The following is a 20,042-nucleotide window of genomic DNA, read 5'->3' on the forward strand; positions in this document are numbered from 1 at the left end:
ATCAGCCGAAATAGCTCAGAAGAGTATTAATCACCGTACGCTGGTTAACTGGCGCGAGGTTGTAGAACAATGGCAGGCGAAGCAAACGCTCACTTTCTTTGGTCGTGTAACGGTCTTCACCCGCAAATGTGCCGAACGCTTCGCCCGCAGGGCTGGAGTGCAGCGGAATGTAGTGGAACACCGCCATAATTTCAGCCTCTTTCAGCCAGGCGATGAGCTGGCTGCGATCGTCGTTATCGCGCAGCTTGATGTAGAACATGTGCGCATTGTGGACACAATCAGCCGGAATGGTCGGGAGTTCAATGCGCCCGGCTTTCGCCAGAGGCTCCAGCGCGTCGTAATAGGTTTGCCACAGGGACAGACGCTGAAGGTTGATACGCTCCGCGGCTTCCAGTTGCGCCCACAGGTATGCCGCCTGCAGATCCGCCATCAGATAACTTGAGCCGATATCGCGCCATGTGTATTTGTCTACCTGTCCGCGGAAGAACTGGCTGCGGTTGGTCCCTTTTTCGCGGATCACTTCCGCGCGCTCGACCAGCGCGCGATCGTTTATCAGCGTCGCGCCGCCCTCACCGCCAGCGGTGTAGTTTTTGGTTTCGTGGAAGCTAAAGCAGCCAATATGGCCGATCGTGCCCAGCGCGCGTCCCTTGTAGGTGGACATCACCCCCTGGGCGGCGTCTTCCACCACAAACAGGTTATGTTTGTTGGCAATCGCCATGATGGTGTCCATTTCGCAGGCTACGCCCGCATAGTGGACCGGCACAATCGCGCGCGTTTTATCGGTGATCGCCGCTTCAATGAGCGTTTCATCAATGTTCATGGTATCCGGACGGATATCCACAAAGACGATTTTCGCCCCGCGCAGGACAAACGCGTTCGCCGTGGAGACGAAGGTATAGCTTGGCATAATGACTTCATCGCCAGGCTGGATATCCAGCAACAGGGCCGCCATTTCCAGTGATGCCGTACAGGACGGGGTCAGCAACACTTTGGCGCTGTGAAAACGCTGCTCCATCCACTGCTGGCAGCGACGGGTAAACCCACCATCACCGCAGAGTTTGCCGCTGCCCATAGCAGACTGCATGTAGTCGAGTTCGGTGCCCACGACGGGTGGTGCGTTAAATGGAATCATCTTGTCACCTGTATAACCAGTAGGCGGTGGCGTCGATGTTGGCACCACTCGCAATATATCGTTTAAGCGCGGCGGTATTGCCCACCTGGGTCGCCACCCGCAGCGTCGCAAGTTTTTGCTCCTGCGCCCAGTACAGCGCCGCCTGCATGAGTTTCTCACCCATCCCACGCCCGGCTAATAAGCCAATCCGCGCCTCGCGCTCGTTGAGCTTACGCAGGGAGACAAATCCCTGGATCTGACTGTCCCCTGCCCGAAAAACCAGGCAGACATGGTCAAACGTGCCTTTGACCGCATTCTCCACCCACTGGGCGTAAAACCGTCCGCTATCGCCAGGCGCGTACCAGGGCGCGCGAAAGCGGCTCTGCGCAAACGCCTGGGCCGCCATCTGACGCAACACGGGAATATCCTGTTCGGTTGCCATTTCCGCACCGGGCGCATCGTACCGGGTAAGGGTAATGGAGAGATCGGCCTCACCTTCAACCAGCTTAAAGCCGTGCTGCTGGAGCGCATCAAGCAGATCAGTACGGTCCGCCGGGATCTTAGCCTGTACCCGTTGCCAGGCGGTAAATGCCGATTCAGTCAGTGCCGGCGCATCATCGCGCAGACGTACGATGGCCGACGGCAGACTGAAAAAGGCACTCTCCCATTGCAGAGACTCGAGTACCCCATTCAGGCGGCTCAACGCCAGACACCCTTGGTATCAACCACATACTGCTGATGAACGGCCTCGCCGGAGATCGCTTTAAACTCGTTGTGATCCACCAGCAGCACCAGCACATCCGCCGTCGCCAGGGCATTGTCGAGCGCTGTCAGCGTGCAGTGCCCCGCCAGTTTTGCCGGCAGTTCATGAATATTTGGCTCGACCACCAGCGTTTCGCCTTTGTGCCATTCGGCAATCATTTCAGCAATTTCCATTGCCGGGCTTTCGCGCAGGTCGTCAATGTTGGGCTTAAATGCCAGACCAAAGCAGGCGATTTTCAGCTCGCTGGCGCGCTTGCCGCTCTCTGCCAGACAATCCGCTACCGTGGTTTTGACCTGGTTGAGTACCCAGTGCGGTTTGCTGTCGTTCACTTCACGCGCGGTGCGGATCAGACGAGCCTGCGCCGGATTCTGCGCCACGATAAACCACGGGTCGACGGCGATGCAGTGCCCGCCCACGCCCGGGCCTGGCTGGAGAATATTGACACGCGGATGGCGATTCGCCAGGCGAATCAACTCCCAGACGTTAATCCCCTGATCGGCGCAAATAAGTGACAGTTCATTCGCGAAGGCGATGTTAACGTCACGGAAGCTGTTTTCCGTCAGCTTGCACATTTCAGCAGTGCGGGAGTTGGTCACCACGCATTCGCCTTCAAGGAAAATCTTGTATAGCGCGCTGGCACGTTCAGAACACACGGGCGTCATACCGCCAATCACGCGGTCGTTTTTAATCAGTTCAACCATCACCTGGCCCGGCAGTACGCGCTCCGGACAGTAGGCGATATTGATATCCGCCTGCTCTCCCGCCTGTTGCGGGAAGCTTAAATCAGGACGCGCGTCGGCCAGCCACTGCGCCATCTGCTCGGTCGCGCCAACCGGCGATGTCGACTCAAGGATCACCAGCGCCCCTTTCTTCAGCACAGGCGCGATAGATTTCGCCGCCGCTTCGACATAGACCATGTCGGGTTCATGGTCGCCTTTAAATGGCGTGGGAACGGCAATCAGGTACGCATCCGCTTCAACCGGCGTGGTACTGGCGCGCAGGAATCCCCCGTCAACCGCCTCCTTGACCACGCGGTCGAGATCGGGCTCCACAATATGAATTTCGCCACGGTTAATGGTTTCCACCGCGCGTGTGTTGATATCCACACCGACAACCTGTTTTTGACGAGAGGCAAACGCCGCCGCGGTGGGCAAGCCAATGTAGCCAAGACCAATGACAGAGATGGTAGTAAAACTCATAGCGATACCCGATTGTGTTTAAGTGCATGCAAAATACGACCACAAGCCTGCCCGTCGCCATATGGGTTATGGGCCCGGCTCATTGCCTGATACGCTTCCTCGTCGTGCAGCAGGCGCGTGACCTCTTCGACAATCAACTGCGTGCTGGTTCCGACCAGGCGCACGGTTCCTGCTTTAACGGCCTCCGGGCGTTCGGTTGTTTCACGCATCACCAGCACCGGTTTACCGAGGGAAGGCGCTTCTTCCTGGATCCCACCGGAATCGGTGAGGATCAGCCAGGCATGGTTCATCAGCCAGACAAACGGCATGTAGTCCTGCGGTTCCATCAGAAGTACATTGTCGACATGGCCCAGAATGCGGTTAACCGGCTCGCTGACGTTAGGGTTGAGATGGACCGGATAAACGATCTGCACATCTTCGTTCTGCGCAGCAATTTCAGCCAGCGCATGACAGATCTGCTCAAAGCCCCTGCCAAAGCTTTCGCGGCGGTGGCCGGTAACCAGGATGGTTTTTTTGCCGTTGTGCAGGAAGGGATAACGGGCAGCAAGGTCTTCCTGCAGTTCGCGGTTCGCCAGCACGCGATCACGTACCCAAATTAACGCATCAATGACCGTATTACCGGTCACGAAGACTTTGTTATCAGCGATATTTTCACGCAGCAGGTTCTGACGGGAATTTTCCGTGGGTGCAAAGTGGTACATCGCCAGATGTCCGGTGAGCGTGCGATTAGCTTCTTCCGGCCACGGCGAGTAGAGATTGCCGGTGCGCAGCCCCGCCTCAACATGTCCTACGGGAATACGCTGGTAAAACGCCGCCAGGCTTGTCGCCACGGTGGTGGTGGTGTCGCCGTGAACCAGCACCACGTCGGGCTTGAATGACTCCAGGATCGGCTTGAGCTCTTGCAGGATGCGGCAGGTTATCTCTGTCAGCCCTTGACCCGGTTTCATAATATTAAGATCGTAATCCGGGACGATAGAAAAGAGCGTTAAAACCTGATCGAGCATCTCACGGTGTTGGGCAGTGACACACACTTTCGCTTCAATATCAGGATCGCTGGCCAGCGCATGAACCAGAGGTGCCATCTTAATGGCCTCCGGCCTGGTGCCAAATACGGTAAGTACTTTCACATCGATTCTCTTCGATTAAGCGATGAAGGCCATACATAGCCTTCATCGTAGACGGCGTTCTTAGTTTGTGCGACGACGCGTTAACGCCACGCCAGCGCCCGTCAGTGCGCCGACAATCCCCCACATAATCATCAGGAATGCACGACGCGGACTATCGCGTTTTACAGGTTCTTCAGGCGTTCTCAAATAACGATAGGTCTGAAAACGCGGGTCCAGCGTCGGACCGACATTCAGGGTAGTGAGCATGGCGCGGTTTTGATCGTAGTCGAGGTCAAAATCGGGGCCAACGGCCTGAAGATTTTCCAGACGTGCCTGCAGCATGGGGCGGCCAAGAAGGAACATTTCAGAATCCGGCAGTTCATCAGCCGGTACATCCGTTTCGCTGCGGGAAATATTGTGCTGTTCCGCAATTTTCAGCGCCTGCTCAATATTGTGTACGCGGCGAGCGAAAATGGCTTTCGCCACCTCTTCCTGACGTTTTACCTGCGCCTTCATCTGGATGGTACGGGCCGCCCAGGCGCCTTTCAGCTCTTCATTGAGATGACTGGCAGCACGCTGGCTGGCAAACGCAACGTACTGGCGCAACAGGTTGTTGGCATCCGGCGCGGTTTCTGCAATCAGCTTGACGCTGTCATTCACGTTACGCAGCGCATCGCCCGGCATAAACTGAATATTGTTAATCAGGTCATCTAACAGCGCGGCATCCGCCTTGCTGTTACCCACCATACGTTGCTTGTAATAATCCGTCTGGGACCAGAAGTCGCGACGCGTGTCCCAGGAGGCCAGCTGCATCACAAACTCTTTGTAGGCTTCATCCATAACAGAAGCCTGGTCAGGTGTCGCCAGATTGGCCTTGATATCCAGGTTACGCAGGAACTGCTGCTGAGAATAAAACCCACCGAGCATGTTAACCGTAGGTCGGTCTGTGATTGCCGTGGCGCTCCACTCCTGTTTTGCAAAGAAAGTGTAGGCCAGGGCTAACAGTGCGAACCCCAGTGCGATCCCCGCAATCCAAAGTTTGCCTGCCCATAACACGCGAAACAAACCACGAATATCCAGTTCATTCTCAGTTACCACTGATTTCGCTCCCGCCAACGGTTGAGTCATCATAGTCCCGGTTTTACTTAGTTAATGTTGGGTTTTTGTCATTGTTACGACGCATCCTGCGTTTCAGACGTTTAATGAATCGCGCCACTTTCCATGCGCGCTTAATACAGTAGCCGTACAGGAAAAATGCTAGCAAGAATAATACCAACATTACCCATTCAGGAATAAAGTGGGCATATTCAGCCGCGACGCCAATGGCGGCCAGAATAGCAGCGGCCAGGGTGATCAGCACAAACGCCTGACGAGAAGTAAAACCCGCGCGCATGATGAGATGATGAATATGCTGACGGTCAGGCGAGAAAGGACTCATCCCTTTACGCAGACGGCGATACATAATCGCCACCATATCCATTAATGGAATAGCAATGATCCACAATGCCGTGACCGGACTGATCGGGTGCGTTTTGCCCTGCGTCGTTTCGAGCAAAATCCAGATCACGGTGAAACCAATCAACGTACTGCCCGCGTCACCCATAAAGACTTTATAGCGACGCCCGAGCGCACCGAGGTTAAGGAGAATATAAGGCAGGATGGCGGCAATCATGGCAAAACACCACATTGCCAGGCTGTACTGGCCATCAAACCACAAAATAATGCCGATGGCGGCGAACGAGACAGAAGACAATCCCCCGAGCAGGCCGTCAATGCCGTCAACCATGTTGAAGGCATTGATAGCTGCCCAGACGGCAAAGAGCGTCAGGAAGAAACCAAATGGACCCAGGACTAACTCCCAGGGGCCAAACACATAACCGAGGCTTCTCAGGTACAGCCCACCCACGACCATCATCACCACGCCAATCGCCGCCTGGACGGTGGCACGTATTTTCACCGCGATATCGAACCGGTCATCAAGCGCCCCGACGAGGACCAGGACACCCGCACAGGCAATATAGAGGGCTGCGTGTGGAATATAATAATCCGCAATACCAAACGTGAAACAGATACCTGCGTAAACAGAAATCCCTCCTACAAGAGGAATAAGTCCCTGATGACGTTTACGAAAATTAGGTTTGTCCACCAACCCTATTCTTTTTGCCACCTTACGCGCGATGAACAAAAAACAGGTTGTGAATAAAAATATACTGATTAGCTCAGTCACAACGGTGAGTAGATTCACAATGGATTGCTCTCAACAAATGTTAGTCCCGGAAGTATAACCATGAAGCCACCGCCTCAGAAGTAATAAAGGTGGCTTCTCACAACTCCCTTTGTATATTTTTCAATCAATTATTTCTTTGACTGTATAAACGGTCCTATTGTCGCACCGACCGGTCAAAATTGGGAGTAGGTGGTACTAGCGTATAGTCCATAAAAGAAAAACGCCACGTAAAAACGTGGCGTTCACTGGCTTTATTTGCGTTACGAGCGTTTCATCATGTCGAAGAAATCGTCGTTGGTTTTGGTCATCGCCAGTTTGTTAATGAGGAACTCCATCGCGTCAATTTCACCCATTGGATGGATGATTTTGCGCAGGATCCACATTTTCTGCAGCTCTTCCTGGGTGGTGAGCAGCTCTTCTTTACGGGTACCAGAACGGTTGTAGTCGATTGCCGGGAAGACGCGTTTTTCAGCAATCTTACGAGAAAGGTGCAGTTCCATGTTGCCTGTCCCTTTAAACTCTTCGTAAATCACTTCGTCCATTTTGGAGCCGGTATCGATCAGCGCTGTCGCGATGATCGTCAGGCTGCCGCCCTCTTCCACGTTACGTGCAGCACCGAAGAAGCGTTTTGGACGATGCAGGGCGTTAGCATCCACACCACCGGTCAGTACTTTACCGGAAGCCGGGACCACGGTGTTGTAGGCACGCGCCAGACGCGTAATGGAGTCGAGCAGGATGATCACGTCTTTCTTGTGCTCAACCAGGCGTTTCGCCTTCTCGATCACCATCTCAGCAACCTGAACGTGGCGAGAGGCCGGTTCGTCAAAGGTCGAAGCCACAACTTCACCTTTAACCAGACGCTGCATCTCGGTAACTTCTTCCGGACGTTCGTCAATCAGCAGCACCATCAGCACACAGTCAGGGTGGTTGTAAGCAATGCTCTGCGCGATGTTCTGCAGCAGCATGGTTTTACCCGCTTTTGGCGGTGCCACAATCAGACCACGCTGACCACGACCGATTGGTGAGGCCAGATCCAGAACACGTGCGGTTAAGTCTTCGGTAGAACCGTTACCACGCTCCATACGCAGGCGAGAGTTCGCGTGCAGCGGCGTTAAGTTCTCAAAGAGGATCTTATTACGCGAGTTTTCTGGTTTGTCGAAGTTAACTTCGTTGACTTTCAACAGCGCAAAGTAGCGTTCACCCTCTTTAGGAGGACGAATCTTACCTGAAATGGTGTCACCAGTGCGGAGGTTGAAACGGCGGATTTGGCTGGGGGATACGTAGATGTCGTCAGGGCCGGCGAGGTAGGAGCTGTCTGCAGAGCGGAGGAAACCAAATCCGTCTTGCAATATCTCCAGCACACCGTCGCCAAAGATATCTTCGCCACTCTTAGCGTGCTGCTTCAGGATGGCGAAAATGATGTCCTGCTTGCGCATACGAGCCTGGTTTTCCAGTCCCATATTTTCGCCGAGAGTGATCAGCTCAGAAACCGGCGTATTCTTTAATTCGGTAAGATTCATAATGGTGTGGGTTCTTAAACTCGGGGTGATTCTCGAACTTAATGTTGTGAATGGTATGGCAGGGTCATCCATGCCTGTTTAGCGGCCATCAACTCATGTCTGTTCGCTGTCTGGTCACAGGGAAAGAACGCAGAACTGAAACGACAAGACGGATTGAGTGACAAGCCCGGAATTTAGCCACTTCACGCACTGTTTATGTCAACAACGGGAAGTATCGGGTAAAACAAGATTCAAACAACAAGATATGTTTAAAACGAAGTCATAGCTAACTTAGCACGACTTCTGCCGGGCGTCCAGAGTTCCACATCATTTAGCAAGATGCTCTGGACGCACAGCGGAGAAACCTTACGCCAGGTTAGCGTCCAGGAACTCTTTCAGTTGACCTTTGGACAGCGCGCCCACTTTGGTCGCCGCCACTTCGCCGTTTTTGAACAGCAGCAGGGTCGGGATACCACGGATACCGTATTTTGGTGCGGTGCCCGGGTTCTGGTCGATGTTCAGCTTGGCAACGGTCAGTTTGCCCTGATATTCGTCGGCGATCTCATCCAGAATCGGGGCGATCATTTTGCAAGGACCACACCATTCAGCCCAGAAATCGACGAGGATCAGCCCGTCAGCCTTAAGTACGTCCGTGTCAAAACTGTCGTCTGTCAGGTGAATAATTTTATCGCTCATATATAACTCCACAGGAATAAGCCTGGTACGTTGGTTTTGTCTCCACCAACGACGTGTTGATGTCGCATTAACCAACTAAAGGTTGACTTTATTTCACCGGATACGCTTTCGTAAAGCAATAGTAAGCTGATATTCTACCACACTATGAGCAAAACACATTTAACAGAACAGAAGTTTTCCGACTTCGCCCTGCACCCAAAAGTCATTGAAGCCCTTGAAAACAAAGGCTTTCATAACTGCACGCCCATTCAGGCCCTCGCCCTGCCGCTGACGCTGGCCGGTCGCGATGTTGCAGGGCAGGCGCAAACCGGTACTGGCAAAACGATGGCGTTTTTGACGTCAACGTTTCATTATTTACTTTCTCACCCAGCGATTGCAGACCGCAAAGTTAACCAGCCGCGCGCGCTAATTATGGCCCCGACGCGAGAACTGGCGGTACAGATCCACGCAGACGCTGAACCCCTGGCACAGGCTACCGGCCTCAAGCTGGGTCTGGCCTATGGCGGTGACGGTTACGATAAGCAGCTGAAAGTGCTGGAAAGCGGTGTGGATATCCTGATCGGTACCACTGGCCGTCTTATCGATTACGCCAAACAGAACCACATTAACCTCGGTGCCATCCAGGTTGTAGTGCTCGATGAAGCCGACCGCATGTACGATTTGGGCTTCATTAAAGACATCCGCTGGCTGTTCCGCCGTATGCCGCCGGCCAACCAGCGTCTGAATATGCTGTTCTCTGCCACCCTCTCTTACCGTGTACGCGAACTGGCGTTCGAACAGATGAACAACGCCGAATATGTGGAAGTGGAGCCGGAGCAGAAAACGGGTCACCGCATTAAAGAAGAGCTCTTCTATCCTTCCAATGAAGAGAAAATGCGTCTGCTGCAAACGCTGATTGAAGAAGAGTGGCCGGATCGCGCCATTATCTTCGCGAACACCAAACACCGTTGTGAAGACATCTGGGGCCATCTGGCTGCTGATGGTCACCGTGTAGGCCTGTTGACCGGCGACGTGGCGCAGAAAAAACGCCTGCGTATTCTCGAAGAGTTTACCCGTGGCGATCTCGACATTCTGGTCGCAACCGACGTGGCAGCACGTGGTTTGCACATTCCAGCCGTGACGCACGTCTTCAACTATGACCTGCCAGACGACTGTGAAGACTATGTACACCGTATCGGTCGTACCGGTCGTGCGGGCGCAAGCGGTCACTCGATTAGCCTTGCGTGTGAAGAGTATGCGCTGAATCTGCCCGCCATTGAGGCTTACATCGGTCACTCTATTCCGCAGAGCAAATACAATCCGGAAGCGCTGTTAAGCGAACTGCCGCCGCCTAAGCGTCTTACCCGCCCACGCTCCGGCAATGGTCCGCGTCGTTCAGGTGGCGCGCCGCGTAATCGTCGTCGTTCAGGTTAAGAATATATGCTCAGCTCCACCTCGCTTTACGCAGCCATCGATCTCGGTTCAAATAGTTTTCATATGCTGGTTGTGCGCGAGGTGGCGGGAAGCATACAAACGCTGACGCGCATTAAGCGCAAGGTCCGCCTCGCGGCGGGCCTGAGCAGCGACAATTACCTCTCACCAGAAGCCATGGAACGTGGCTGGCAGTGTCTGCGGCTCTTCGCTGAGCGTCTGCAGGATATCCCCCATTCCCAAATCACCGTTGTTGCCACCGCGACACTCCGCCTGGCGGTTAACGCCGTGGATTTTATTGCCAGAGCGCAGGAAATTCTCGGTTGTCCGGTTCAGGTGATCAGCGGTGAAGAAGAGGCTCGCCTGATTTATCAGGGTGTTGCGCATACCACAGGGGGCGACGATCGCCGTCTGGTGGTGGATATCGGCGGGGCCAGCACGGAGCTGGTCACCGGTACGGGCGCGCAGGCGACCTCGCTGTTTAGCCTGTCGATGGGCTGTGTGACCTGGCTTGAGCGCTACTTTGCCGACCGCAATCTCGGCAAAGAGAACTTCGACGAGGCAGAAAATGCCGCGCGCGAGGTATTACGTCCGGTGATGGACGAACTGCGCTATCACGGCTGGAAAGTCTGCGTAGGTGCCTCGGGTACCGTGCAGGCCTTGCAGGAAATCATGATGGCACAGGGCATGGACGAGCGGATTACGCTTGCCAAGCTTCAGCAGCTTAAACAGCGCGCTATTCAGTGCGGACGACTGGAAGAGCTGGAAATTGAAGGCCTGACCCTTGAACGTGCGCTGGTCTTCCCGAGCGGGCTGGCCATTCTGATCGCCATTTTCACCGAGCTCAACATCACCTGTATGACGCTGGCCGGCGGCGCACTGCGCGAAGGTCTGGTCTATGGGATGTTGCATTTGTCGGTTGATCAGGACATTCGTAGCCGTACGCTGCGCAACGTACAGCGCCGTTTTCTGGTGGATATCGATCAGGCTGGTCGCGTGGCGCAACTGGCGTCACGCTTCGCCGATCAGGTCGCTAACGCATGGGATCTCGATCATCTGAGCCGCGATCTCTTGCTGAGCGCCTGTGCGCTCCATGAAGTGGGGCTGAGCATTGATTTTAAGCAGGCTCCTGCTCACGCTGCGTATCTGGTGCGTAACCTTGATTTACCGGGCTATACGCCCGCGCAGAAAAAACTGCTGGCAACGCTGCTGCTGAACCAGACCAATGCCGTTGATCTCTCTTCTTTGCACCAGCAAAACGCCGTACCGCCGCGTGTGGCCGAGCATCTGTGCCGTCTGCTGCGTCTGGCGATCCTGTTTGCCAGCCGCCGCCGCGATGATTTGCTGCCTGCGATCAACCTGGTGGCCGATGACGAAAAATTGTCCCTGACGCTGCCGGAAAAGTGGCTGGATAATCACCCGCTTGGGGCTGAGTTGATCGAGCAGGAATGCCAGTGGCAGAGCTATGTGCACTGGGTGTTGGAAGTAAAGTAAGAGAGTGAAAAATGCCGGGTGGCGGCTTCGCCTTACCCGGCCTACAAATAATTATCCTTTCTCTTTAGCTTTTGCCAGCATGGCGCGAATGTTCGCCACGTTAGCCTGCCCCTTGTGCATACGCTCTTCTGCGGTAATCACTTTGCGCTCCTGTTCCCAGATCAGGTCATCCTGCGGCAGTTCCAGCAGGAACCGGCTCGGCTCCGGGCGCACCAGCTCGCCGTATTGACGACGCTCTTTACAGAGGGTGAACGTCAGCTCTTTCTGCGCGCGGGTGATCCCCACATAGGCCAGACGGCGCTCCTCGTCGACGTTGTCTTCATCGATACTGCTCTGGTGCGGCAATAACCCCTCTTCCATGCCAACCAGATAGACATACGGGAACTCCAGCCCTTTTGACGCGTGGAGCGTCATCAGCTGAACCTGATCGGCCTCTTCTTCACTCTCGCCGCGCTCCATCATATCGCGCAGGGTAAAGCGGGTGACCACCTGCGTCAGGGTCATTGGCTCGTCGATTTCGGAGCCTTCAAGCATTTCCGTCATCCAGCTGAAAAGCTGGTTAACGTTTTTCATACGCATCTCTGCCGCCTTCGGGCTGGCAGACGTTTCATACAGCCAGGACTCGTAGTCGATGCCGTGGATCAAATCGCGGACGGCGGCCACCGGTTCACGCTCCGCCAGACGCTGCACTTCACCCAGCCAGTGGGTAAAGCGGGTTAACGAATCATAACCCCGCCCGGTTAACGTCTGGCTCAGCCCCAGGTCGAAGCTGGCAGTGAACAGGCTTTTGTTGCGCGTCATCGCCCATTCACCCAGCTTTTGCAGCGTCGCCGGACCAATCTCACGTTTCGGGGTATTCACAATACGCAGAAACGCGCTGTCATCATCCGGGTTGGTGAGCACGCGCAGGTAAGCCAGCAGATCTTTGATTTCCGGCCGCGAGAAGAACGAGGTGCCGCCCGAAATTTTGTACGGGATGCGGTTCTGCATCAGCATCTTTTCAAAGACACGTGACTGATGGTTACCACGATAGAGGATCGCGTAATCCTTGTAGTCGGTTTTATTGACGAAGTGGTGAGCAATCAGTTCACCCGTGACGCGCTCCGCTTCGTGCTCTTCATTGTTGGCACTGAGCACTTTCAACTCTGTGCCATAGCCGAGTTCGGAGAACAGGCGCTTCTCAAACACGTGTGGATTATTGGCAATCAGAATATTGGCCGCTTTCAGGATACGCCCCGAGGAGCGGTAGTTCTGCTCGAGCTTAATCACCTGCAGCGCCGGAAAATCTTTACTCAGCAGCACCAGGTTTTGTGGACGCGCACCGCGCCAGGAGTAAATAGACTGGTCGTCATCGCCTACCACGGTGAAACGCGCACGCTGTCCCACCAGCAGCTTCACCAGCTCATACTGGCTGGTGTTAGTGTCCTGATATTCATCCACCAGCAGGTAGCGGATCTTGTTTTGCCAGCGCTCGCGCACCTCTTCATTACGCTGCAGCAGCAGCGTTGGCAGCAGGATCAGGTCGTCAAAATCCAGCACGTTGCACGCTTTCATGTGCGCATCGTACAGGCCGTAGCAATGGGCGAAGATCCGATCCCGTTCGCCTTTGGCACTCGCCGCCGCCTGTGCGGGAGTCATCAGATCGTTTTTCCAGTTGGAGATCGTCGAGATCAGCTGTTGCAACAGCACTTTGTCATCTTCGATCAGCCCCTCGGTGAGCTCTTTGAGCAACGCCACCTGATCGGTGTCATCGAAAAGCGAGAAGTTGGCCTTCATTCCCAGCGCCGCATATTCGCGTTTGATGATATCCAGCCCCAGCGTGTGGAAGGTGGAGATCATCAGGCCGCGCGCCTCTTTACGCCCCAGGGTCTGGCCGACACGCTCTTTCATTTCACGTGCCGCTTTATTGGTAAAGGTTACCGCCGCAATGTGTCGGGCCTGATAGCCGCAGCCGCGGATCAGGTGGGCAATTTTATTGGTGATCACGCGGGTTTTACCGGATCCAGCCCCCGCCAGCACCAGACACGGTCCGGTGACAAATTCGACGGCTTGTTGTTGTCCGGGGTTTAAACGCATAAATGATCACTCAATGAAAGTCAGGAGGGGAGAATAACAGCGTGGTAGTATAGCGAGCCTAATCCATACCACTCAAGGCACGATCATGGCAAAAACAGCAGCAGCACTGCATATTCTTGTTAAAGAAGAGAAACTGGCTCTGGATCTTCTGGAGCAGCTTAAAAACGGCGCCGACTTCGGCAAGCTGGCGAAGAAACACTCCATTTGTCCATCAGGCAAACGCGGTGGTGATTTAGGTGAATTCCGCCAGGGCCAGATGGTTCCGGCATTTGATAAAGTGGTCTTCTCCTGCCCGGTGCTGGAGCCAACCGGACCTCTGCACACGCAGTTCGGCTACCACGTGATTAAAGTGCTGTACCGCAAATAAACAAGCCGGGTGGCGGCTACGCCTTACCCGGCCTACATCTTACGGTTTTGTAGGTCGGGTAAGCGAAGCGCCACCCGACAAAGTTGTTAACCCGCTACCGCGATACGCTTCATGTCGGTCATGTAGCCACGCAGTTTGTGACCCACTTTCTCGATCTGGTGGCTGCGAATGGCTTCGTTTACATCACGCAGCTGTGCGTTGTCCACGGCACCTTCCGCAATCGCCTTGCCCAGATCGCCCGGCTGCAGAGTGGTCATAAACTCTTTCAGCAGCGGTACACAGGCATAAGAGAACAGATAGTTACCGTATTCTGCGGTATCCGAGATAACCACGTTCATTTCGTACAGACGCTTACGGGCGATAGTATTCGCGATCAGCGGCAGCTCGTGCAGTGATTCGTAGTATGCAGACTCTTCGATGATGCCGGAATCCACCATGGTTTCGAACGCCAGCTCAACGCCTGCTTTCACCATCGCGATCATCAGTACGCCTTTATCGAAGTACTCCTGCTCGCCGATTTTACCTTCATACTGTGGCGCGGTTTCGAACGCGGTTTTACCGGTCTCTTCACGCCAGGTCAGCAGTTTCTTATCGTCGTTCGCCCAGTCCGCCATCATACCGGAAGAGAACTCGCCGGAGATAATGTCGTCCATATGTTTCTGGAACAGCGGAGCCATGATGGTTTTCAGCTGCTCAGACAGCGCGTATGCACGCAGTTTCGCCGGGTTGGACAGACGGTCCATCATCAGGGTGATACCACCCTGTTTCAGCGCTTCGGTGATGGTTTCCCAGCCGAACTGAATCAGTTTTTCAGCGTATGCCGGGTCGGTACCCTCTTCCACCAGCTTGTCGAAGCACAGCAGGGAGCCCGCCTGCAGCATGCCGCACAGAATGGTCTGCTCGCCCATCAGGTCAGATTTCACTTCAGCCACGAAGGACGATTCCAGAACGCCTGCACGGTGGCCGCCGGTCGCCGCTGCCCATGCTTTCGCGATCGCCATCCCTTCGCCTTTCGGATCGTTTTCCGGGTGAACCGCGATGAGGGTCGGCACGCCGAAACCACGCTTGTACTCTTCACGCACTTCTGTACCCGGGCATTTCGGTGCAACCATCACGACGGTGATGTCTTTACGGATTTGCTCACCCACTTCAACGATGTTGAAGCCGTGAGAGTAACCCAGCGCCGCACCGTCTTTCATCAGCGGCTGCACGGAGCGCACAACGTCAGAGTGCTGTTTGTCTGGCGTCAGGTTAACCACCAGATCCGCCTGCGGGATCAGCTCTTCGTAGGTACCTACTTTAAAACCGTTTTCGGTCGCTTTACGCCAGGAAGCGCGCTTCTCAGCAATGGCTTCTTTGCGCAGGGCGTAAGAGATATCCAGACCGGAGTCACGCATGTTCAGGCCCTGGTTCAGACCCTGTGCGCCACAGCCGACGATGACCACTTTTTTCCCCTGAAGATAGCTCGCGCCATCGGCAAATTCGTCGCGCGCCATAAAGCGGCATTTGCCCAGCTGCGCCAGCTGCTGGCGCAGATTCAGTGTGTTGAAGTAGTTAGCCATGGTGATACCTCGTGATGTTGTGTTGTCGTGCTTATTGTTCGGTTCGCTTATGCGAGAATGAACTTACTATATGACAGGAATTTTATTGCGGAAATTGATATATTCACAACGTCATGTTGCAATATCTGCAATGTAAAACGGGGGAGTGGAATCCGTGGATTTACGCGATCTGAAAATGTTCCTGCATCTGGCGGAAAGCCGCCATTTTGGCCGCAGCGCCCGGGCGATGCACGTCAGCCCCTCCACGCTTTCACGCCAGATCCAGCGTCTTGAAGAAGACCTCGGCCAGCCGCTGTTTGTGCGCGATAATCGTACCGTCACGCTCACGGAAGCAGGAGAAGAGCTGCGCATTTTTGCCCAGCAAACCTTGTTGCAGTATCAGCAGCTGCGGCACACCATCGATCAGCAAGGGCCGTCGCTCTCCGGTGAGCTGCATATTTTCTGCTCCGTGACCGCCGCCTACAGCCATCTGCCGCCTATCCTTGACCGTTTCCGCGCGGAACACCCCTCGGTTGAAATTAAACTCACCACCGGCGACGCCGCCGACGCGATGGAAAAAGTGGTCACCGGCGAAGCGGATCTGGCGATTGCCGGGAAACCGGAAACCCTGCCCGGCGCGGTGGCGTTTTCGATGCTGGAAAATCTGGCGGTGGTACTGATCGCTCCGGCGCTGCCCTGCCCGGTGCGTAATCAGGTGTCAGTGGAAAAGCCGGACTGGTCAACGGTACCGTTTATCATGGCCGATCAGGGGCCGGTACGTCGCCGCATCGAGCTGTGGTTCCGTCGGCAAAAAATCAGCAATCCATCGATTTACGCTACGGTCGGTGGTCATGAGGCGATGGTATCAATGGTGGCACTCGGCTGCGGCGTGGCGCTGCTGCCGGAGGTGGTGCTGGAAAATAGCCCGGAGCCGGTACGTAATCGCGTGATGATTTTAGAACGCAGCGATGAGAAGACGCCGTTTGAGCTTGGCGTATGTGCACAAAAAAAGCGGCTGCATGAGCCGCTTATTGATGCGTTCTGGAAGATACTGCCGAACCACTGAAGCCGGGTGGCGCTACGCTTACCCGGCCTACGCGCAGCCGAACCGTTAGCCCGCGAGGAAGAACCTGAACGCCGGGTTATGGGTCTCATCGTGGCACTCGTAGCCCAGCTCGTTCAGGCGCGTTTCGAAATCCGGCTCGTGCTCGGCGAGTTCAAACGCCGCCAGCACGCGGCCGTAATCGGTGCCGTGGCTGCGGTAGTGGAACAGGGAGATGTTCCAGTGCGTGCCCAGCGTATGCAGGAACTTCAGCAGCGCACCCGGTGATTCCGGGAATTCGAAGCTGTAAAGACGTTCCTGGAGTGGCTTCGACGGACGTCCGCCGACCATATAGCGCACGTGCAGCTTCGCCATTTCGTCGTCGGAGAGATCCACCACACTGTAGCCACCTTCATGCAACAGGTTGAGGATCTCTTTGCGCTCTTCCAGACCGCGGCTTAAACGCACGCCGACAAAAATGCAGGCGTCTTTCGCATCGGCAAAACGGTAGTTGAACTCCGTCACCGAACGGCCACCCAGCAGCTGGCAGAACTTGAGGAAACTGCCCTTCTCTTCCGGAATGGTGACCGCCAGCAGCGCTTCACGCTGTTCACCCAGCTCGCAGCGCTCGGAAACGTAGCGCAGGCCGTGGAAATTGACGTTAGCCCCCGAGAGTACGTGCGCCAGGCGCTCGCCGCGAATATTGTGCTGGGCGATGTATTTTTTCATTCCCGCCAGCGCCAGCGCGCCGGACGGTTCTGCCACCGCACGCACATCCTCAAACAGATCTTTCATCGCTGCACAGATTGCATCACTGTCAACGGTGACGATGTCATCAAGATACTCCCGGCACAGGCGGAAGGTTTCGTCGCCAATGCGCTTCACCGCTACACCTTCGGCAAACAGCCCGACGCGGGGCAGATCTACCGGATGCCCGGCATCCAGCGCTGCTTTCAGGCAGGCAGAATCTTCTGCTTCTACGGCAATAACTTTGATCTGCGGCATCAGCTGTTTGATCAGCACCGCCACGCCCGCCGCTAATCCACCACCGCCCACCGGGACGAAAACGCGGTCGAGATGAGCATCCTGCTGCAGCAGCTCCAGCGCCAGCGTGCCCTGGCCGGCAATCACCATCGGATGGTCGAACGGCGGCACCCAGGTGAATCCCTGTTGTTGCGCCAGCTCGATCGCTTTGGCTTTCGCTTCATCAAAATTTGCTCCATGGAGCAGCACTTCGCCGCCGAAGCCTCGTACCGCGTCGACTTTGATATCCGCAGTAGCCACCGGCATCACGATTAACGCTTTCAACCCTAAACGGGCAGACGAGAACGCCACACCCTGCGCATGGTTACCGGCAGACGCAGTAATCACGCCGCGCGCTTTTTGCTCATCGGTCAGCCCGGCCATCATCGCGTATGCCCCGCGTAGCTTAAAGCTGTGCACCGGCTGACGGTCTTCGCGCTTGACCAGAATGACGTTGTCGAGGCGCGAGGAGAGTTTTTCCATTTTCTGCAGCGGAGTGACCTGTACCGCTTCATAGACCGGTGCGCGCAGCACCGCCCGGAGATATTCCGCCCCCTCAGGGGCGGCGGATAAGGGTTGTGACTCGGCCATCATTAGCCCCCAAGTTTCGATTTATCGCGTACCGCGCCTTTGTCTGCACTGGTCGCCAGGCTCGCGTAAGCGCGCAGGGCAAAGGAGACTTCACGCTGGCGGTCTTTTGGCGTCCAGGCTTTATCACCGCGCGCTTCCTGTGCTTCACGACGCGCCGCAATTTCCTGATCGCTCAGCTTGAGCTGGATCCCGCGATTCGGAATGTCGATTTCAATCAGGTCACCATCTTCGATGATGGCGATGTTACCGCCGCTTGCCGCTTCCGGAGAGACGTGGCCGATGGAGAGGCCTGAAGTACCGCCCGAGAAACGTCCGTCGGTGATCAGCGCGCAGGCTTTACCGAGGCCCATGGATTTCAGGAAGGTGGTTGGGTAGAGCATCTCCTGCATGCCCGGCCCGCCTTTTGGCCCTTCGTAGCGGATGACAACCACGTCGCCCTCCACCACTTTACCGCCCAGGATGGCGTCTACCGCCTCATCCTGGCTTTCGTAGACTTTTGCCGGGCCAGTAAACTTGAGGATGCTGTCATCCACGCCAGCGGTTTTGACGATACAGCCGTTTTCAGCGAAGTTACCGTACAGCACGGCCAGACCGCCGTCTTTGCTGTAGGCATGTTCAAGAGAGCGGATACACCCTTCAGCGCGGTCATCGTCCAGCGTGTCCCAGCGGCAATCCTGGGAGAAGGCCTGCGTGGTGCGAATGCCGGCCGGGCCGGCGCGGAACATCTTTTTCACCGCGTCGTCTTCGGTCAGCATCACGTCGTATTTATCCAGCGTCTGCGGCAGCGTCAGGCCAAGCACGTTCTGAACGTCGCGGTTCAGCAGCCCGGCGCGATCCAGCTCGCCGAGAATACCGATGACGCCACCCGCGCGGTGGACGTCTTCCATGTGGTATTTCTGGGTGCTTGGCGCGACCTTACACAGCTGCGGCACTTTGCGGGAGAGCTTGTCGATATCGCTCATGGTGAAGTCGATTTCGGCTTCCTGCGCGGCAGCCAGCAGGTGCAGAACGGTGTTGGTGGAACCGCCCATGGCGATATCCAGCGTCATGGCGTTTTCAAACGCGGCCTTGCTGGCGATGTTGCGCGGCAGCGCGCTGGCATCGTCCTGCTCGTAGTAACGTTTGGTCAGCTCAACGATGCGCTTACCGGCGTTAAGGAACAGCTGTTTACGATCGGCGTGGGTCGCCAGCAGCGAGCCGTTGCCCGGCTGAGACAGGCCCAGCGCTTCGGTCAGACAGTTCATGGAGTTGGCGGTGAACATCCCGGAACAGGAGCCGCAGGTTGGACACGCGGAGCGCTCCACCTGATTACTCTGCTCGTCAGAGACTTTCGGGTCCGCGCCCTGAATCATCGCATCCACCAGGTCGAGCTTGATGATTTTGTCGGAGAGCTTGGTTTTACCCGCTTCCATTGGACCGCCGGAGACGAAGATCACCGGAATGTTCAGGCGCAGGGAGGCCATCAGCATCCCCGGGGTGATTTTATCGCAGTTGGAGATACAAACCATGGCATCAGCGCAGTGGGCGTTAACCATGTACTCCACCGAGTCGGCGATCAGCTCGCGCGACGGCAGTGAATAGAGCATGCCCCCGTGCCCCATCGCGATACCGTCATCCACCGCAATGGTGTTGAACTCTTTCGCCACCCCGCCAGCAGCTTCAATTTGCTCGGCAACCAGCTTACCGAGATCGCGCAGGTGCACGTGGCCCGGTACAAACTGGGTAAAGGAGTTCACCACGGCGATAATCGGCTTACCGAAATCAGCGTCGGTCATCCCGGTGGCGCGCCACAGCGCGCGGGCACCGGCCATGTTACGGCCATGGGTGGTGGTGGCGGAACGATACTTAGGCATGCTTTATTTACTCCCGTCTGACGAGTCAAAGGGACGGTGCGTGC

Annotated in this window: 16 protein-coding genes; 4 read left to right on the forward strand and 12 right to left on the reverse strand. The window is 55.7% G+C overall.

The genetic code is table 11. From position 1 onward, the window contains the following. Position 1 precedes the first annotated feature (1 nt). The 8 genes from rffA to trxA all read right to left on the reverse strand — a co-directional run bounded on the left by rffA (position 2) and on the right by trxA (position 8,601). A complete protein-coding gene (rffA, locus tag C1N69_RS21910) occupies positions 2-1,132 on the reverse strand; it encodes a dTDP-4-amino-4,6-dideoxygalactose transaminase (protein WP_025757575.1) in 1,131 nt (376 codons plus the stop codon). 4 nt (positions 1,133-1,136) lie between these two features. Beyond that, positions 1,137-1,814, reverse strand: a complete 678-nt coding sequence (gene rffC, locus C1N69_RS21915; RefSeq protein WP_155031862.1) for a dTDP-4-amino-4,6-dideoxy-D-galactose acyltransferase — start codon at positions 1,812-1,814, stop codon at positions 1,137-1,139. Then, on the reverse strand, positions 1,811-3,073 hold the full coding sequence (wecC, locus tag C1N69_RS21920) for a UDP-N-acetyl-D-mannosamine dehydrogenase (RefSeq protein ID WP_095442014.1): 1,263 nt from the start codon (positions 3,071-3,073) through the stop codon (positions 1,811-1,813). Before wecC ends, rffC begins: the two co-directional genes overlap by 4 nt. Then, on the reverse strand, positions 3,070-4,200 hold the full coding sequence (wecB, locus tag C1N69_RS21925; RefSeq protein WP_155031863.1) for a non-hydrolyzing UDP-N-acetylglucosamine 2-epimerase: 1,131 nt from the start codon (positions 4,198-4,200) through the stop codon (positions 3,070-3,072). The genes wecC and wecB overlap by 4 nt, the downstream gene beginning before the upstream one ends. 60 nt (positions 4,201-4,260) lie before the next feature. Next, positions 4,261-5,307, reverse strand: a complete 1,047-nt coding sequence (wzzE, locus tag C1N69_RS21930; protein ID WP_025757579.1) for an ECA polysaccharide chain length modulation protein — start codon at positions 5,305-5,307, stop codon at positions 4,261-4,263. A gap of 13 nt (positions 5,308-5,320) precedes the next feature. Next, complete coding sequence (gene wecA, locus C1N69_RS21935; RefSeq protein WP_047959702.1) at positions 5,321-6,424, reverse strand: UDP-N-acetylglucosamine--undecaprenyl-phosphate N-acetylglucosaminephosphotransferase; 1,104 nt, start codon at positions 6,422-6,424, stop codon at positions 5,321-5,323. Positions 6,425-6,666: 242 nt separating this feature from the next. Next, the gene (gene rho / locus C1N69_RS21940; protein ID WP_008501566.1) at positions 6,667-7,926 is read right to left on the reverse strand and encodes a transcription termination factor Rho; all 1,260 of its coding nucleotides are present in this window, start codon (positions 7,924-7,926) and stop codon (positions 6,667-6,669) included. Between the two features lie 345 nt (positions 7,927-8,271). Further along, entirely contained in the window at positions 8,272-8,601 is a 330-nt protein-coding gene (trxA, locus tag C1N69_RS21945; protein WP_006179218.1) for a thioredoxin TrxA, read from the reverse strand. A gap of 144 nt (positions 8,602-8,745) precedes the next feature. Between trxA and rhlB the strand changes: the two genes are divergently transcribed. Together rhlB and gppA are read left to right on the forward strand one after the other, a co-directional pair. After that, the gene (rhlB, locus tag C1N69_RS21950; protein ID WP_025757583.1) at positions 8,746-10,014 is read left to right on the forward strand and encodes an ATP-dependent RNA helicase RhlB; all 1,269 of its coding nucleotides are present in this window, start codon (positions 8,746-8,748) and stop codon (positions 10,012-10,014) included. 6 nt (positions 10,015-10,020) lie between these two features. Beyond that, complete coding sequence (gene gppA / locus C1N69_RS21955) at positions 10,021-11,505, forward strand: guanosine-5'-triphosphate,3'-diphosphate diphosphatase (protein WP_025757584.1); 1,485 nt, start codon at positions 10,021-10,023, stop codon at positions 11,503-11,505. A gap of 51 nt (positions 11,506-11,556) precedes the next feature. Here gppA and rep read toward each other — a convergent pair whose 3' ends face one another. Next, on the reverse strand, positions 11,557-13,581 hold the full coding sequence (rep, locus tag C1N69_RS21960; RefSeq protein WP_025757586.1) for a DNA helicase Rep: 2,025 nt from the start codon (positions 13,579-13,581) through the stop codon (positions 11,557-11,559). Between the two features lie 85 nt (positions 13,582-13,666). Here rep and ppiC point away from each other — a divergent pair, with 85 nt between their 5' ends. Beyond that, the gene (gene ppiC / locus C1N69_RS21965; RefSeq protein ID WP_013099282.1) at positions 13,667-13,948 is read left to right on the forward strand and encodes a peptidylprolyl isomerase PpiC; all 282 of its coding nucleotides are present in this window, start codon (positions 13,667-13,669) and stop codon (positions 13,946-13,948) included. Between the two features lie 86 nt (positions 13,949-14,034). Here ppiC and ilvC read toward each other — a convergent pair whose 3' ends face one another. Further along, positions 14,035-15,510, reverse strand: coding sequence for a ketol-acid reductoisomerase (ilvC, locus tag C1N69_RS21970; RefSeq protein ID WP_008501571.1), 1,476 nt, complete (start codon positions 15,508-15,510; stop codon positions 14,035-14,037). Between the two features lie 154 nt (positions 15,511-15,664). Between ilvC and ilvY the strand changes: the two genes are divergently transcribed. Next, on the forward strand, positions 15,665-16,555 hold the full coding sequence (ilvY, locus tag C1N69_RS21975; RefSeq protein WP_017382574.1) for an HTH-type transcriptional activator IlvY: 891 nt from the start codon (positions 15,665-15,667) through the stop codon (positions 16,553-16,555). A gap of 45 nt (positions 16,556-16,600) precedes the next feature. Here ilvY and ilvA read toward each other — a convergent pair whose 3' ends face one another. Beyond that, on the reverse strand, positions 16,601-18,145 hold the full coding sequence (gene ilvA / locus C1N69_RS21980) for a threonine ammonia-lyase, biosynthetic (RefSeq protein WP_094919524.1): 1,545 nt from the start codon (positions 18,143-18,145) through the stop codon (positions 16,601-16,603). A 2-nt stretch (positions 18,146-18,147) separates the two neighbouring features. Then, entirely contained in the window at positions 18,148-19,998 is a 1,851-nt protein-coding gene (ilvD, locus tag C1N69_RS21985; protein ID WP_059385467.1) for a dihydroxy-acid dehydratase, read from the reverse strand. Positions 19,999-20,042 lie beyond the last annotated feature (44 nt).

The organism is Enterobacter sichuanensis (genome assembly GCF_009036245.1).
Taxonomy (GTDB): Bacteria; Pseudomonadota; Gammaproteobacteria; order Enterobacterales; family Enterobacteriaceae; genus Enterobacter; species Enterobacter sichuanensis.

Coding starts and splice junctions, on each gene's coding strand:
- rffA (WP_025757575.1), bottom strand. CDS start 1,132: ATGATTCCATTTAACGCACCACCCGTCGTGGGCACCGAACTCGACTAC.
- wecC (WP_095442014.1), bottom strand. CDS start 3,073: ATGAGTTTTACTACCATCTCTGTCATTGGTCTTGGCTACATTGGCTTG.
- wzzE (WP_025757579.1), bottom strand. CDS start 5,307: ATGACTCAACCGTTGGCGGGAGCGAAATCAGTGGTAACTGAGAATGAA.
- rho (WP_008501566.1), bottom strand. CDS start 7,926: ATGAATCTTACCGAATTAAAGAATACGCCGGTTTCTGAGCTGATCACT.
- trxA (WP_006179218.1), bottom strand. CDS start 8,601: ATGAGCGATAAAATTATTCACCTGACAGACGACAGTTTTGACACGGAC.
- rhlB (WP_025757583.1), top strand. CDS start 8,746: ATGAGCAAAACACATTTAACAGAACAGAAGTTTTCCGACTTCGCCCTG.
- gppA (WP_025757584.1), top strand. CDS start 10,021: ATGCTCAGCTCCACCTCGCTTTACGCAGCCATCGATCTCGGTTCAAAT.
- rep (WP_025757586.1), bottom strand. CDS start 13,581: ATGCGTTTAAACCCCGGACAACAACAAGCCGTCGAATTTGTCACCGGA.
- ppiC (WP_013099282.1), top strand. CDS start 13,667: ATGGCAAAAACAGCAGCAGCACTGCATATTCTTGTTAAAGAAGAGAAA.
- ilvC (WP_008501571.1), bottom strand. CDS start 15,510: ATGGCTAACTACTTCAACACACTGAATCTGCGCCAGCAGCTGGCGCAG.
- ilvA (WP_094919524.1), bottom strand. CDS start 18,145: ATGGCCGAGTCACAACCCTTATCCGCCGCCCCTGAGGGGGCGGAATAT.
- ilvD (WP_059385467.1), bottom strand. CDS start 19,998: ATGCCTAAGTATCGTTCCGCCACCACCACCCATGGCCGTAACATGGCC.